Source organism: Flavobacterium sp. FG139 (assembly GCF_057809695.1).
In genome coordinates, this window is the sequence record NZ_JBMDKL010000010.1 from 70937 (window position 1) to 86182 (window position 15246).

The 15246-nt window shown below is 31.8% G+C and carries 14 protein-coding genes; 3 read left to right on the forward strand and 11 right to left on the reverse strand.

Annotation, left to right across the window (positions count from 1 at the left end):
* Positions 1-19: 19 nt before the first annotated feature.
* From ACODSI_RS10045 to ACODSI_RS10055, 3 genes are all read right to left on the reverse strand, one after another.
* The gene (locus ACODSI_RS10045; protein WP_488916717.1) at positions 20-1213 is read right to left on the reverse strand and encodes a restriction endonuclease subunit S; all 1194 of its coding nucleotides are present in this window, start codon (positions 1211-1213) and stop codon (positions 20-22) included.
* Positions 1204-3621 carry a type I restriction-modification system subunit M gene (locus ACODSI_RS10050; RefSeq protein ID WP_488916718.1) on the reverse strand — a complete coding sequence of 806 codons (2418 nt, stop codon included), beginning with the start codon at positions 3619-3621 and terminating at the stop codon, positions 1204-1206. Before ACODSI_RS10050 ends, ACODSI_RS10045 begins: the two co-directional genes overlap by 10 nt.
* Before the next feature lie 362 nt (positions 3622-3983).
* The gene (locus ACODSI_RS10055) at positions 3984-4472 is read right to left on the reverse strand and encodes a hypothetical protein (protein WP_488916719.1); all 489 of its coding nucleotides are present in this window, start codon (positions 4470-4472) and stop codon (positions 3984-3986) included.
* A 66-nt stretch (positions 4473-4538) separates the two neighbouring features.
* Between ACODSI_RS10055 and ACODSI_RS10060 the strand changes: the two genes are divergently transcribed.
* On the forward strand, positions 4539-4697 hold the full coding sequence (locus tag ACODSI_RS10060) for a hypothetical protein (protein WP_488916720.1): 159 nt from the start codon (positions 4539-4541) through the stop codon (positions 4695-4697).
* 356 nt (positions 4698-5053) lie between these two features.
* Here the strand turns inward: ACODSI_RS10060 and ACODSI_RS10065 are convergent, their stop codons facing one another.
* From ACODSI_RS10065 to ACODSI_RS10080, 4 genes are all read right to left on the reverse strand, one after another.
* Entirely contained in the window at positions 5054-5665 is a 612-nt protein-coding gene (locus ACODSI_RS10065) for a hypothetical protein (RefSeq protein WP_488916721.1), read from the reverse strand.
* A gap of 64 nt (positions 5666-5729) precedes the next feature.
* Positions 5730-6197: a hypothetical protein gene (locus ACODSI_RS10070; RefSeq protein WP_488916722.1), complete on the reverse strand. Its 468-nt coding sequence runs from the start codon at positions 6195-6197 to the stop codon at positions 5730-5732.
* A 55-nt stretch (positions 6198-6252) separates the two neighbouring features.
* A complete protein-coding gene (locus ACODSI_RS10075) occupies positions 6253-6573 on the reverse strand; it encodes a hypothetical protein (RefSeq protein WP_488916723.1) in 321 nt (106 codons plus the stop codon).
* 259 nt (positions 6574-6832) lie between these two features.
* Positions 6833-7513 (reverse strand): SIMPL domain-containing protein, encoded by a 681-nt coding sequence (locus ACODSI_RS10080; RefSeq protein WP_488916724.1) that lies wholly within the window; start codon positions 7511-7513, stop codon positions 6833-6835.
* 176 nt (positions 7514-7689) lie between these two features.
* Between ACODSI_RS10080 and ACODSI_RS10085 the strand changes: the two genes are divergently transcribed.
* Positions 7690-8127, forward strand: coding sequence for a hypothetical protein (locus tag ACODSI_RS10085; protein WP_488916725.1), 438 nt, complete (start codon positions 7690-7692; stop codon positions 8125-8127).
* A gap of 475 nt (positions 8128-8602) precedes the next feature.
* Positions 8603-9883 carry a tyrosine-type recombinase/integrase gene (locus ACODSI_RS10090; RefSeq protein ID WP_488916726.1) on the forward strand — a complete coding sequence of 427 codons (1281 nt, stop codon included), beginning with the start codon at positions 8603-8605 and terminating at the stop codon, positions 9881-9883.
* 94 nt (positions 9884-9977) lie between these two features.
* Here ACODSI_RS10090 and ACODSI_RS10095 read toward each other — a convergent pair whose 3' ends face one another.
* From ACODSI_RS10095 to ACODSI_RS10110, 4 genes are all read right to left on the reverse strand, one after another.
* Positions 9978-10535, reverse strand: a complete 558-nt coding sequence (locus ACODSI_RS10095) for a hypothetical protein (protein WP_488916727.1) — start codon at positions 10533-10535, stop codon at positions 9978-9980.
* 363 nt (positions 10536-10898) lie between these two features.
* Positions 10899-12188 (reverse strand): HlyD family secretion protein, encoded by a 1290-nt coding sequence (locus ACODSI_RS10100; protein ID WP_488916728.1) that lies wholly within the window; start codon positions 12186-12188, stop codon positions 10899-10901.
* A gap of 4 nt (positions 12189-12192) precedes the next feature.
* Positions 12193-14385 carry a peptidase domain-containing ABC transporter gene (locus ACODSI_RS10105; RefSeq protein WP_488916729.1) on the reverse strand — a complete coding sequence of 731 codons (2193 nt, stop codon included), beginning with the start codon at positions 14383-14385 and terminating at the stop codon, positions 12193-12195.
* Positions 14386-15243, reverse strand: a complete 858-nt coding sequence (locus ACODSI_RS10110) for a thiopeptide-type bacteriocin biosynthesis protein (RefSeq protein WP_488916730.1) — start codon at positions 15241-15243, stop codon at positions 14386-14388. It lies immediately after the preceding gene.
* Between the last annotated feature and the right edge of the window lie 3 nt (positions 15244-15246).

Here is a 15246-nt window from a genome sequence, read left to right on the forward strand (position 1 = left end):
TTTACTATTACAAAATCTTCTACACCAGCCTAATCCTCCCAGTCAACAACTCCTGCATCATGCCTTGTTTGATTTGCTTGGCTTTGGCTAACTTGGTTTCTAATTGGGCTATTTCTTCATCCATATCGCTTAAAATAGTAGCGATGCGGGTTTGTTCTTCAAATGTTGGTGGGAATGGAATTTCAAAATTTTCAAATGTTGGCAACCTTAATGAATCAACTGTCGCTTTTACAGAATTTTCCATTGCATGTTTACCAAAAAATTCAGAGATATATCTATAAATATATTTTCCAAAAAATCCTGAGCTGAAATTACTTATTTTATATACTCTTTGGTGAAAATCAAATTTTCCATTTATGTAGTGAAAAATTTTCCCAATGTTTCCTTCGCCAGGAATTAATATTGCTTCTCCATCAAATGAATAAGAATTAATTCTTTCAATTGTTTGTGAACGAACAAAAAATGGATATAATCCATTTTCAATTTTATCTTGATTATTTTTTTTTCCTGTATATATTTTTGAAACCTCCCCCAATTTCTTAATTTCCCAACCTTCTTTAGGTTGCAACAACTCCTGCATAGCACCTTGTTTGATTTGGCGTTTTTTTGTTAGTAGTTGTTCTAAACTGTTTATCCAAGTATCGCTGTCAGATAAGGCATTAGCTATTGCTGTTTGTTCTTGGAGAGGTGGTTTTATGAATGAAAGACTTTTTAAATTTGGTAAACCAATTCTTAATCGAGTAGAGCCAGTACTAATGTCAAATGCTCTTAATCTAAAATATTTAGAATTAATATATTCATGAACAAATCTCTTGTTGAATTTTTTTTCATTTACTATTAACTTAATACCATCTGATGCCATCAAAAAACGTTCTGCCGTATTTGGAATAAAACAACATCTAGCAACAGGGTCACCCATTTTTGAAAGGATAATTTCACCAGGATAAATGTTGCAACTCAATAATTGATTTGCTTTTTCTTTTGAAGTGTAAACTTGACTTTCATTAATAAAAGAACCATCACCAATGTTTTGTAATTGAATTATCTGAACACCATCATTAGTGTAATCACTTGTTTTTAAATTAGAACCAAATGGACCACCCGTAATACTCCACTTTTTAGTTTTATCCGCAATATTTTCAAAAGTAGTAACTTCCCAATCCTCAGGAATAACTCCAATTTCTGTTTGTTTATATCCTACTTTTACTTCCATGCCAATCCCATTTTTTGTAAATGTTGCAATACTTTTTCTTCTTGGGTTTGGGTGCTTTGGTTTAAAGCTACCAAAGTAGTGGCATAGCGTTCGGCTAATTCTTTAACTCTACTTGTTAAACGTTGGCTTATAGCGTCAATTTCGGTTTGTATGTTGGCTTTTATGGTAGTAAGCCATTTGTCATCAACTACTAATGTTTTTACTTCATCGGCGGTTAGTTTTTCAAATTGTTGTAAGGTCAATTGGTCTAATTGTTCTTCTAAGGTTTTTAATTCTTTTTTGGCTTTGGCTTCTTTTTCAAATAATGCCAATACTTTTTCTAACAAAGCAATATCTTCTTTTTCAGTCTTGTCGTTTTTAATTTCTTTCAAACGTTTGGTGGCAGTGGCTTTGGTAATTTTGTTATTGTCGTTGGTCGCATCAGCCAATAAACCTTCTTCGCCAGTGTGTTCTTCTTCTAGTTCGTTCAATTCAATTTGCAATAATTCCAATTCGGTTTGATTTACTTGTACCGCCAATTGTTCACGGGTTAAGTACTTGTTTACTATCAATTCTTTAGGTATCAAATCGCAAATCCAACCTTTGTCAATTTCTTTGCCTTTGTTGTTTTTTTCAATAATGCGACGCACTTTAGCAGTCCAACCGTCTTCTACCACCAAATACACATCGTCTTTCATGGTTTCGTTCCAATAATCCATCAAATGTTGGTAAATGTTATAATTGTCTACCAAAGCTTTGCCTTCATATTCTTGTAATAACGCTTCCGAAAGCGCATGAATGAATTTTTTGGGTGCTGTTGTATTGCTAATATCGGTTAATGACGAATATATTTTAGTTTTCCAACTGTCGTATGTTTTTTCTAATAAAGTGCTGTAATTTTTAAATTCAGCATGCGAGAAAATAGTTTCTTTTATATCTGTAGGAGCAACCGTTAATTGCAAATAGTTTTTAGAAAATGGTTTGAATAAATCTTTTTGTAGTGTAGGGTAAACTTCCCAAAAAGCTTTTAAATCATCTACATCACGTTCAGGAATACCACCATTCAAATGGGCAAACAAATCTTGAATGTCTTCGCTTTCTTGAGTATCAATATAACGCGGTATGTTGAGGTTGTATTCGTTTTTTTCTATTTCTTCAAAAGGTACAAAACGAGCAAATTTTTCTACTTTACGTTGGTTGTTAAATACATCTACAATCTTATGAATGTCTTGCTCACGCAAACGGTTTTTATTTCCATCTTTCATAAAACCTTTAGAAGCATCAATCATAAATATACCTTTGCGGATTTCGGTTTCTTCTTTGTCAATTACAATAATACAAGCCGGAATTCCAGTGCCATAAAACAAGTTGGCTGGCAAACCAATAATACCTTTAATCAGTTTGCGTTCAATGATGTTTTTTCTAATATCGGCTTCGGCATTACCACGAAACAATACACCGTGAGGCAAAATAATAGCACCTTTTCCAGTACTATTCAACGAGGCAATAATATGAAGTAAAAAAGCATAATCACCATTTTTATCAGGTGGAATACCATAACCTCTAAAACGGTTGTATTCGTCATCCATAGGAGAAATTCCATTGCTCCAATTCTTTACCGAAAAGGGTGGATTTGCGACTACATAATCAAATCGTTTTAACTTACCATCAGCTTTATGTTGAGGGTCGGCAATAGTATTTTTACCGGCTATTTCAGCTTCGGGATGACCATGCAACCACATGTTCATCACCGCTAAACCTTTGGTAGCAATGTCTTTTTCTTGTCCGTAAATGGTCAACCCTTTTTTAGATTCATCCACCACTTTAAGTAACAACGAACCTGAACCACATGTTGGATCATATACTGTAAATGAGGGTTTATCGGCTTTTTCGACACTGATTACTTTGGCTAAAATACGCGATACTTCTGAAGGTGTATAGAATTGCCCTTTACTTTTTCCGCTTTCAGTTGCAAAGTGACGCATTAAAAATTCGTAGGCATCACCTAGAATATCATCATCTTCGGCACGGTTGTTTTTAAAGTTTAATGCTGGGTTTTCAAAAATTGCAATAAGGTTAGTCAGTAAATCTATTTTTTCTTTACCGCTACCCAATTTGTCATCATCATCAAAATCGACCAATTCAATAGAACCTTCCAATCCATTAGCCGCAAAAAGAGGTTTTAATATTTTTTTATTGATTTGTTCTCCAATATCTGATTTTCCTTTCAGCGCAATCATATCTTCAAAAGAAGCACCTTGAGGAACTTCAATCAAACTGTCTTTTTGATTGCCATATTTATCGGAAACGTATTTTACAAAGAGTAAAGTCAGCACATAATCTTTATATTGAGAGGCGTCCATTCCACCACGTAATTCATCACAACTTGCCCATAATGAGCTGTATAATTCTGATTTCTTAATTGCCATTTAATAATATAATTGTATTTATTTTGTATTTGATAAATCTATTGAAAAAATATAAGGTGTCCAACTTTATTTCATAGGTAGTTTTAGGTGTTTTTTTACAAAAATAATATTTTGTTTCAATCTATTTTATGGGAAACCGTATTGAAGTTATTTTTTGTTTTGAGAGCCATGATTAAAAGCAAAAAATTATCTTTCGTTACTAATGAATTTATATTTTACATTTTTTATTTATGTTCCTTAGAGTTTTTGCGAAAAAATGAAGAAGAAAGAGAATAGAAGCAAGAGTCAAGATGATAGAAACAAGAGGCAAGAGGCAAGAGAATAGAAAAAAGAGTCTTGGTACCTAGCCTCAACACCCCATTCTAAAAATAACAAAAATAAACCATTGAAATGACCGCCATAAAAAACATAGCAGCAATACTAGCAATCTGTAGTGCTTTAGGGTTATAAAAAATAGTCACCACCGAAAGTAAAAGGGACAGCATCACTAAAACAAATAGAAACGTGTTGGCGAACACACCAACTTTTAGTGTTTTCCAACCTTTATCCCAGATTCGAATTTCATTGATATTATTTGAAATGACGGCACGAACCAATATAATTTTGCTTCCTTTAGCATAGTCTTTATCGGGTAGTTTTCCAATAGGGTAATCTTGACCGTCTACCAATTCAATTTTGCCTCGGGTTTCTATAATGGGTCTTCTAGACGTTCCAGTATTGGCTGAACCACTGTAAAAAGAGCTTAATTGGTTTACATCGCTTTCAGTTCCCGGAATTCCCAAGTCGAGCAGAATAAACCCTGATAGAAACAGGGTAAAGGTTAGCATGCGAAGTAGTATGTTTCGTTCCAAAATCAGTTGATTGTGTTTATTATAGAGGAATGGTAATTGATTTCAAATATATGAAAGAAACTAATAATGCCTTATGAATTCTTCTCGATACGATTTCACTCCATTGCATTGCGTAAAATCACTCGAAGTGACGCTGGGGTGGATGCTTCTCGATACAATTTTACTCCATTGCATTGCGCAAAACCACTCGAAGTGACGCGTTGGAAGGACATTTTCATTATCTAGCACTACCGTCATTTAGAGTGTTTTATAAAATGCGATTAGCTTTTTATAAAATGTATCGAGAACTACTGAAAACTAAACTTCTCGAAACCATTTTGCTTCATTGCATTGCGTAAAATCACTCGAAGTGACGTTATTCAATTGTCTTTTCTTCCGCCCAAATGATGGTCTGCTTGTCTTTTGGTCGATTAAAAATAGTTAGGGCTTCTAAATTTTTAGTTGTTACGTCGAACGATTTTTCAACCGAATAGAAGTCGAACCCCAATTTAATTTTTGTTTCCTTGCTACTGCATCTGAAATGGGCCACAAAATCATATTTCTCATTTGGAGCTATTTTAATAATACTAGGAAAACGAGCATTACAATTTTATAGCCACTTGATACACTTTGTCATCGCCGTCTTTCAATTGGATGCCTTTTAAATAATAGCGGTTTTTGATTTTTACTACATGCGATTTCAAAGGTTCGTCTTCGCATCTTCTGTAGGTTACACTGGTTATTTTGTTCCATTGTTTGCCTTTAAGACTGTAAACATAAAGTTGTCCCCAACAGCTCGTAAACCAATTGGGCGAAAACAGCAATTCGGCATAACCGTCGTGGTTGATGTCACCTATGCTTTCGAGATTACCCCAAACCGATTCATCAAAGTAGAGTTCGGGTAACGCACACGAAAAAGTAATTTTATTGTAGCAATTGTTGTCTACACAACCAAATAAAAACAACAACTTACCCGAGTCGTCGAGTTCTTTAATGGTGGGTGGTGTGTATACAAAAGCGGTATCAATAATCGAATCGTTGTTGAGGTCACCCACAATAAGGGTATCGGTATCAGCAGGTTCTATTTGTTGGTTTTTTTCGATGGTATCGATCAATTGGGTTAGATCACTAGAACACCGATTAACTCTTTTAGTTTTAGGAAGAAACCCAACCGAGACAAACGAAATAAGAAGTAGGATTGCGATTTTTTTCATTAGTTATTATGGCTTTATTTACTGTATTGCAACAAACTAGCGGATTTGTATTGTCTATCAGTATTTATATACTTCTTTTATTTAGCAATTCGGGTTCATATTTATGGAACCGTACTTTGCGCACCATAGAAATTAGTAGGTTTTTAGATTGTATTGTAGCATAAACATCATAGGCTAACGGACCCAAATGCAGGGTGTCAAGTTGGAGTGGAAATGTACCATTCAAAGTCGTTATATTCGATTTTAACTCAATTTGATAACGGTCTTTGCCTTGAATAATGATATCGTATTTGATATTTAGGGTCTTGTTTGGATTAGGTAAGGAGATGGATTTATTCCAATCGTTTATTAGGATTTCTTCCTCGAAATCTAAATAGTTATGAATTTCAGTAGGGTATAAAGATTTACCATCAATAACAATGCGTTTAGCGCTCCAATTTCCTTCTAATGAGATTGCATCTTTTTGGTAAAAAGATAGGTAAATCATGAAAAGAATTATGCTGCTAAGTCCTATAATTTTGATTTTTTTCATGTAAAATACCTTATACAAGACCTACTTGTGATGCTTTTATTAATTATAAGATAGCTTATTTAATTTTGGTATAAATGATAATAGAGGGTTGGGTTGCTTCTCTGTTCATGCCGTTAGGTTCTAATACCAAAACTTCCATTTTGGCTACATTTTTGGGGTCAATTAGGTATTCGTCGGCGTTTTCAATCAGTAAATCGTTGACCATCACATTAATGTTCTTGGCATTTTTGAGTGCTTCATTTTGGGCTTTTATTCGGGTCACAAATTCGGTTAGACTTATGGAAGCCGTTTTGTTTTTATTGGTTTCTGAAACCAAATTTTGAGAAGAAGCACCTATCGAAACTAAGATAAAAAGAAGCGAGACTATTTTTTTCATGACCAATAAACGAGACAAATTAGATTTTCTTCACCAACAATGCCGTGTCAGTTATTGGGTAATAACCAGACCGACATTCACAAATGTAAAAATTTGTTTCTAAAATAGGCTTGTGCTACAGAAATAATTTTAACACTAATAGTATTTTACTAATGATTTCCTTTTGCGTTTGCCAAAATGCTCTGAAGCGTTCTATTTAACGTATCATTGGAAGTTATTTTTTTGCAATTTCAAATACAATTACAATACTTTCTTCCAGCTATATTTCTTCAATTTCAAACGAGTCAAATGAGGTTTTCGGACCAGCACTAGTAGGTGCATCTGCTTTAATATTTGGCATACCCAATTTCATATTAGTTACTCCAAGAATTTCTCCAAATTCTTTAGAAACGTGTTTTACAGTTCCCAATTTCAGGTCTAAGGCAGCAGCGATGTTTTCGGCATTGTATTTGGCATCAGTAATGGCGAGTTGTAGTAATTTTTTGCGCGATTCTTTTTCAAGATCTACTGATAAATAAGAATCAAAGGCAACTTCTAGATCGGTAAAGTTTCCATTTTGAAGTTCTTGGTAAAATTGATTGATGACTTTATTGTCAATTTTGAATTCAACGACCAAGGTATTTGTAGCTGTAAACGACTTCGAATTATTAGAATACTTGTTTTCATTCGAAATTTTATAAGTAGAAATTTTGATTTGAGAAGGAGTAAAGCCTATTTTGGCTAGCAATAGTTTGATTTTTTCAATCTCTTCGTTCAGTTCTTTGATGGCATCTTTTTCAATTTCATTTTCTTTTAGAACTGTAATTTCAAATCGAGCGATATCGGGTTTAATTTTAGATTTGGCACTTCCAGATGAAGTAATTTCATTTGAATTTGTAGTTTGAGCATTTGTTGCAGCTGCTGCAAAGAGTAATAGTGTAATAAAAAGTATACGCTTCATGGTGGTTTGAATTTGGTTACTACTGAAATACTAATGATTAGTTTAGGGGATAATGTACCACTCCTAACTTATCTTATAACCTAATTTTTAGTTAAATAGTATAGCTCTAATGCAAATTATACAGATTGAATAAGTCTGAATAGCTTTATAATAGTTATATTTATGATTTTTCATTTATGGCATCATTTGATATTATCATTGCACGAACCACCACCAACTCGGCGGTTAGATTGAATACATTTCTGGGAGAAGGTACAGTAGTGTTGCGTTCTTTTGAAATCTACGGTGATTATCAATCGCCAACCACCTTCAAAATTATAATCGACCATCAAGATACAGTAGAAGAACAACTTATAACGTTACGTATTGATGCGCAAAACAAGTGTTATGTGTCTCATTATATTGGGAAAAGAATCAGCGCTATTGATAGTAGTATAAAAATTATTGGATGGACAGATTGTGAAACAATAAAAAAAGAAGCCATTAGTTATGCCATCAATTTTGAAAATAATGAGGGTGATGAGGCAGATGATGGACTTCCAAACGATAGTGTTTTTAAAAAATCACCAACTACAATAGAACAAGAGATTTCATCTTTTGTAATACAGGATTAACTTCGTTGTTCCACAATATGCTCCTCATGAGACTACGGGAGTGGAAATAAAAAGCCTTTTTCAATCAGAGATTTTGTTTTTAGTACTACTGGATTAACTTCGTTGTTCCAGAAAAGCTGCGTAGTGGAAATGAAAAGCCTTTTTTTCAATCAGAGATTGAAAAAACTTTTTTGTATGCCTTTTTAATTTACTGAGCGAGCTCAGCATTAAAAAGTCATACAAAAAAAGCCCTGACTTTCGTCAGAGCTTTTCATTCTTAAGTGACCTCGACTGAAGGGTTTTTAGGTCATGTTTTTTTATGATTTTAGCGTCAACTCGACGTTTTTAAAGGCTTTTTTATAATTGATTTTTTGTTGTAGTGGACACAAATGGACACAAATGGTTCAGAATGGTCACAAAAACGGTCACAAAATTTTGATTAAAATTTACCAAAATCTAATATTACAATAGTAATCTTTTTAAAAAAAGTTAACCGATGAAAATTAGATTTTATCTTCGTAAAAGTACAAAAAGTTATTCAATAAATTTTGAATACAGAAACTCAAATGGAAACATTAGATTGAGAACATCAACAGGTTTTACCATTCTTAATTTGAAGGAATGGGATTCCAAAAAAGAACGTCTCAAATTACCTTCTTCGGTATTGGGTGCAGCAGATATAAACATGAAATTATCAGAATCACTTATCAAATTCAATAAATCAATTTTGTCATTTGATGAAAATGATCTTTCTGAAATGATGGCTCTAAAAATTATGAATGAAGCTTTTGGTAAGAAAGTTGAAATATCAAATAGCTCAACTGCCCCAAAGCATAATTTAATTGATTATTACGAATGGTTTTTAGTTTATTATTCTAAAAACAACAGTCCCTACACCAAAAAGATATTGACCACTGGAACCTTAAAAACCTATAAAACTGGACTATCAAGATTAAAGGAGTACATTGCAAATAGAAAATTAAAGAGGTTTTCATTTAACGATTGTAATCGGGAGTTTTACAATGATTATATATTGTATTTAACCGAAAAGAATTATTCTAAAAATTACATTGGAACAATTATACAAAAACTCAAAACAATATTAGGATTTGCCTATGATGAAGGAATTCATAGCAATAGTGAATATAAGAAAAATTATTTCACTAAAATGACTGAGGAAATAGATCATGTATATCTTACGGTTGAAGAACTTAAAAGGATTCAGGAATTGGATTTAAAAGATGATTTACTTGACACTGTTCGAGATATTTTTTTAATAGGATGTTATACTGGATTACGGATTTCTGATTTATCAGGATTGCTTAGAAAACAAACTGAGGTAATACGCACGGAAGATAGTGTTAAGTATTTTCACATAAAGCAAATAAAGACGTCTAATGCTGTTATTATACCATTGAATACAATTGTGACTGATATTATCAACAAAAGGCAAGGAAGTCTCCCAGAATACACTCACAAGACAGTTGTCAATAAACACATAAAAGCTATTTGTAAAAGAGCAAAGATCACACAAAGTCATACTTTAACCAGAACAGAAGGAGGGAAGGAAATTGAACATGTAATGCCAAAATATAAACTAGTTTCGTCACATACTGCAAGAAGGTCTTTTTGTACGAACGCTTACAAATCGGGAATGCCAATTCATGATATTATGGCTATTAGTGGACATAAATCGGAGAGGGTATTTGCAAATTACGTGAAAGTTGAAAAAGCGGAGAATGCTAAACGTATTTCTCAACATGCTTTTTTTAGATAGTAAATTATTCAAAGTTTAAAAAAATATAAAAAAATATCGAAAAATAACAAAAGCGAAGCATTATGCTTCGCTTTAAAGTTAAGAACAAATCGTTTTACCATTCGTAAGATAGATGTAAGACTACCGAAATAAATTGATTTGTATTTGAGAGTGTTATTGTTGAAGGAAATGTTAGATCTGATGCATTATATATAAAAGAAGGTAAAGTATTTCCCATTATATCATAAGTATTATTTGATTGATTGAAATCTCTTAATTCTAATATTATTGGAGCATTAATTGACGTTATAGTAATTGGATTGATTAATGTGAAAGTATGTGCTAAACTTGGATCAGAATCATTAAATACATAATTATGAACATAAACATAATTACTATTTTGATATAAGGCAAAAAACATATCTGGTCTTGAGGCATTTCCAACTTCATTTGCATCCCAAGCAATATTTCCATTGTTATAATCAACTACTGGATAATTGGTAATATCTATACTTGTAATTTTTATTTTTGAAGGAGTTATTTTAGTTGTACAATTTGCTCCTGTAAACCCTTGTGGACATGGAGAGGTTTGATTAGTTGGCGAATCTTTTGAACAGCTAAAAATGGTAAAAAGACAAATAAGGGCGATTGATTTTTGAAATAGTGTTTTCATAAAAGTTTTTGTTTAACCCCAGTCCCAAAGAGTTTTTAAAATTGATTAAAAAAACCAAAAGCGTGGGAACAAACTCTTACCGTCACTCAGGTATCGCCAAACACCCACTCAACAAGAAAAGAGAAGCCCACGCCACAACGTGAGCGTTCACTTATTAATTCTTTGTTGAGTATAATGAAATTGGCGATTTCGAGTAACAAGATTAATAGCTAACGCTTATGGTAAAACAAGAATAATATTTATGTATTCAATTTATTTAAAATTTATTTTATCAAATGTATTAAAAACAAAATTATCATCAAATTAAAAAAGATACTTTTAGATTAAAAGAGTAAATATTAATGTGAAAATAAAATTTTCATATTAATATTTTTTATATCCATCCCTTAGCTGGTATAAAAAACGTTCAATCAATCTCAAATCTTTTGTAACAATATCAGCGGAACCGCTCATTTCCTGCTGGAATACTATATGTTTTTTATAAGATGTTATTAATCCATTTGGTAATGAAACATCAATTAGAATTTTACCATCTTTATCAGGTGTTAAAGAAATGGCTTTTATAGTTCCTCGTACCACACCAAATTCTCTATCGGGATAATTAGCTAATCGAATATTTACTTTTTGACCTACTTTAATTTTACCCGAATTTTCTGCTGGAGCTTTTGCTTTGCCAATAAATTCATTTTCATTGGTTGGAATAATGGCAAAAACATTGTCTCCTGAATTTACGGTTTGGTTCTCTGCCCAAAGTTGTAAATACGATACTTTACCATCAATTGATGAGCGAAAAACATAATTTAGTTCCCAATCCTTAATAGCTTTTTTAAGTCCATAAAAAGCCTGTATTACATTACGCTCTAAATTGACATTCTCTTTGTTTTCATTTATTTGAGTTGTTTTACTATTCTTGTTTAAATCATTCAAAGATGATTTAATTTGTGATATAGAACTGAGCAAACTTTTGTAATTCCGCTCCGTTTGTAAATAAGTTAGTTTATGTTTTTCTAATTCTTGTGAGGCAATAATTCCCTTTTTAAAAAGTGTTTCGTACCTATCTAAATCACTTTTTTGTAATTCTAGTTCATTTTGGTTAATACTTTTTTGTGATTGTAATAAACTTAAACGTTCTTTTAATTGAATGGCTTCATAACTTTGAGCCTTTCCCTCGACTTTAAAAGGCTGTAATTTATTGTTTAATTCACTGACCGAACACTCTTTTTGAAATACAGCAAAACTACTTTCTATATCCCCCAATTGAGCAGATTTTAATTTATCAAAAGGGAAACTATTTTTGTCAATACTAAAAGTATCAACAATACTTTTCAATAAAAATACATCTTTGTAATTAGCTGTATTTTCTATGACTGCAATCGGAGTATTTTTTAAAATAATGGCTTTATCTCTTATCAAAATTGTTTCAATTTTCCCCATAGTTTTAGCTACTAATTTTTGAGGTGGTACATTAGTTGTTATCACAATTTTACTAGTAACAATATCGGGATATTTTACTAACCAAGAAACAAAAAAAAGCATCAGGATAATACTAAAAACAACCACAGAACCCCATCGGATTAACCAATGCGGTACACGAGTAAGTATTTCTTGAACTTCTTCGCTTCTAAGTTCAAATGAGGTGTTTTTATCTTCCATACTATTAACTTCCTAACTGCAATTGATTTTTGACCAACTTAAAATAACTTCCTTTCAAATCTACTAACTCTTTGTGATTTCCAAGTTCAACAATCTTACCTTTCTCTAAAACTACAATTTGGTCAGCATTCATAACCGTACTTAAACGATGAGCAATTACTACTACTGTTTTATTTTTAAAGAAAACGTCCAGTTTCTCCATAATTTCCTTTTCATTATTTGCGTCTAAGGCAGAGGTAGCCTCATCAAAAAATAACATTTCAGGATTTTTGTATACAGCCCTTGCAATTAAAAGACGTTGTTTTTGTCCTGTACTCATTCCAACTCCTTCCATTCCAATTTTAGTATTATAACCTAATGGATAATCTTGTATAAACTCTTTTATATTGGCTACATCAGAAGCATATACTAATCTTTCTTTATCAATTACATCAACCCCAATGGCTATATTATTTGCAATGGTGTCACTGAATATAAACCCTTCTTGCATTACAGCACCAACATGATTCCTCCAAGTCTTTTGAGCTATGTTTTTAAGTGGAGTTTTACCAATACTAATCACCCCATTTTGAGGGTCATAAAACTTCAATAATAGTTTCATTAAGGTAGTTTTACCGCTTCCGCTAGTTCCTACAATAGCGGTTATTTTATTGGTAGGAATAGTTAAATTTAGATTATTCAAAACATTTACATCAGAGCCAATATACCTAAAAGATAAATCTTTAATTAGAATATCTGAATTCTGTGGTATATCGTGTGTTTGGTTTTGTTCCTGTTGGGTTTCATCCTCTTTATCGTGAATTTCAGATAATCTTGCTAATGATATTTTGGCATCCTGTGCTTCTCTAATAAAATTTATTGACATCAAAACTGGAGTATTTAAGCTACCGACAATACTGCTAATTGCCAACATCATACCTAGAGTTATTTCGCCATCAATAACTAGTTTTGCAGATAAAAAAACAATGATAATATTTTTTAATTCATTAATAAAATTTGAACCAATACTTTGAGTTTGTTCGAGTACCAACCCTTTCATTGATACTTTAAACAATCTAGCTTGAATATATTCCCAACCCCAACGTTTTTGCTTCTCAGCGTTGTGCAATTTAATTTCTTGCATTCCATTGATAAGTTCAATTACTTTGCTTTGTTCTTGAGATACTTCAGAAAATCGCTTATAATCGAGTGTTGCACGCTTTTTTAAAAATAATGTCACCCAAACAAAGTATAAAATACTTCCAATAAAGAAAACTGTGAATATTTTTAAGTTGTAATAAGCCAAGACACCACCCAAAATAATCATGTTAATAGCAGAGAATAATACACTCAAGGACGATGTAGTTAATATTCTTTCGATTCTGTGATGGTCGTTAATACGCTGCATGATGTCGCCTGTCATTCTAACATCAAAAAATGAAATAGGTAAGTTCATTAATTTGATAAAAAAATCTGAAATGAGTGAAATGTTGATTCGGGTGGAAAGATGCAATAATGTCCAACTCCGGATAAGTTCTAATGCTGTTCTGCCAAAAAATAAAAATAACTGTGCAAATAACACCAAATAAATGAAATGAATATTTTGATTTTGTATTCCGACATCAACAATACTTTGGGTTAAAAAAGGCACAATGATTTGTAATAAACTACCAGCTAAAAGTCCTATTACTAATTGAATAACAAAGGACTTGTACGGTTTGACATATTTAAAAAGGAAAGAAAAACCTAATTTTTTACTGTAGTCACTTTCAAATTCCGATTGATGAAATTTTAGGGTTGGTTCTAAAAGTAATGCAATTCCTTCTTCCGTTGTTTCGTTTGCATTGTTTCCAATCCAAAATTTTAAAAATTCTTCTTTGGAATATTCAATTAATCCGTGTGCTGGGTCAGAAATATAAAAGACATTTTTCTTGATTTTATATAATACTACATAATGATTCTTGTTCCAATGTAAAATGCATGGCAAAGGAACTTCATTTAATTTTGTTAGATTGATTTTTATTCCTAAAGAACGAAACCCTATTTTTTCAGCAGCATTACTTAAAAACATCAAATTACTTCCCTCTCGATTTGTCTCGCTATAATCACGAAGCTTTTGTATATTGAATATCTTTCCATAATGTTTTGCTATTATTTTTAAGCAAGTAGCACCACAGTCTTTGGAATCGGCTTGTATGTAATTTGGAAATTTTTTCAATTAGTTATAATTTGGTCTGAATTCAACGGTTTTATAATATCGGTGTAAATGGTCATAAATCAGACATTCATATTGTCTTTGTTTTGAAGTATATTGTCTATTAATTGTCATGTGTATATGGCTCTGTAAAAAGTTAAACAATGGAATCTTCAATTTATTAACAAGGGATGGAATTATTAAACTCATTTTTTCATTTTTTTGATTTACAACACTATAAAGCTCCGAATATTCCTCAGCAGCTTTATTTGTTAAAAAACGATTAACATCATTTAATAATTCTCTATAATGTTTATCAAATTCCTTTTTTAACAATTTATTTGCTTGAAACTCTTTTTTGAATGACAATTGCAATTCATTCATTAAAGCCAATTTGTCGGTATTATTTAATGAAAAAGAGTTTAAAAAATTATCTATTGTCAAAAAACTAAACAAGAGTTGCGTTTCTTCTTTTATAAAGGATGGTTTAATTGCAAGATATTCGACAATCATTTCGCTATCAAAATAAAACAGACTTTCAGAATCTACAATGGTATTTTCTCCATACCGTTCAATTTCTCTTTGATAGGTATCGGTTTGTAATTTCCAAATAATATCCGATTCGATTAATTCATTAAAAACTGGGTAAAACGAACTGATAACATTACTAACTGAAGTTTCAGAATTGCAATGCAATCTTAATCTGAGATGTTCATCGCTATCTTTATATCGAATGAAAAACCATTTATCTATTAAAGAGTTTTGTTTTAGGGATGAAATTATTGGATACAACTTTTCAATCAAAATAACATCCGTTATTTTTACACCTGTGTATATTTTATAATACAACCATTCACTACCGATACAAAAATCTCTTTTCATAAG

Coding starts and splice junctions, on each gene's coding strand:
- ACODSI_RS10045 (WP_488916717.1), bottom strand. CDS start 1,213: ATGGAAGTAAAAGTAGGATATAAACAAACAGAAATTGGAGTTATTCCT.
- ACODSI_RS10050 (WP_488916718.1), bottom strand. CDS start 3,621: ATGGCAATTAAGAAATCAGAATTATACAGCTCATTATGGGCAAGTTGT.
- ACODSI_RS10060 (WP_488916720.1), top strand. CDS start 4,539: ATGCCTTATGAATTCTTCTCGATACGATTTCACTCCATTGCATTGCGT.
- ACODSI_RS10065 (WP_488916721.1), bottom strand. CDS start 5,665: ATGAAAAAAATCGCAATCCTACTTCTTATTTCGTTTGTCTCGGTTGGG.
- ACODSI_RS10070 (WP_488916722.1), bottom strand. CDS start 6,197: ATGAAAAAAATCAAAATTATAGGACTTAGCAGCATAATTCTTTTCATG.
- ACODSI_RS10075 (WP_488916723.1), bottom strand. CDS start 6,573: ATGAAAAAAATAGTCTCGCTTCTTTTTATCTTAGTTTCGATAGGTGCT.
- ACODSI_RS10080 (WP_488916724.1), bottom strand. CDS start 7,513: ATGAAGCGTATACTTTTTATTACACTATTACTCTTTGCAGCAGCTGCA.
- ACODSI_RS10085 (WP_488916725.1), top strand. CDS start 7,690: ATGGCATCATTTGATATTATCATTGCACGAACCACCACCAACTCGGCG.
- ACODSI_RS10090 (WP_488916726.1), top strand. CDS start 8,603: ATGAAAATTAGATTTTATCTTCGTAAAAGTACAAAAAGTTATTCAATA.
- ACODSI_RS10095 (WP_488916727.1), bottom strand. CDS start 10,535: ATGAAAACACTATTTCAAAAATCAATCGCCCTTATTTGTCTTTTTACC.
- ACODSI_RS10100 (WP_488916728.1), bottom strand. CDS start 12,188: ATGGAAGATAAAAACACCTCATTTGAACTTAGAAGCGAAGAAGTTCAA.
- ACODSI_RS10110 (WP_488916730.1), bottom strand. CDS start 15,243: ATGAAAAGAGATTTTTGTATCGGTAGTGAATGGTTGTATTATAAAATA.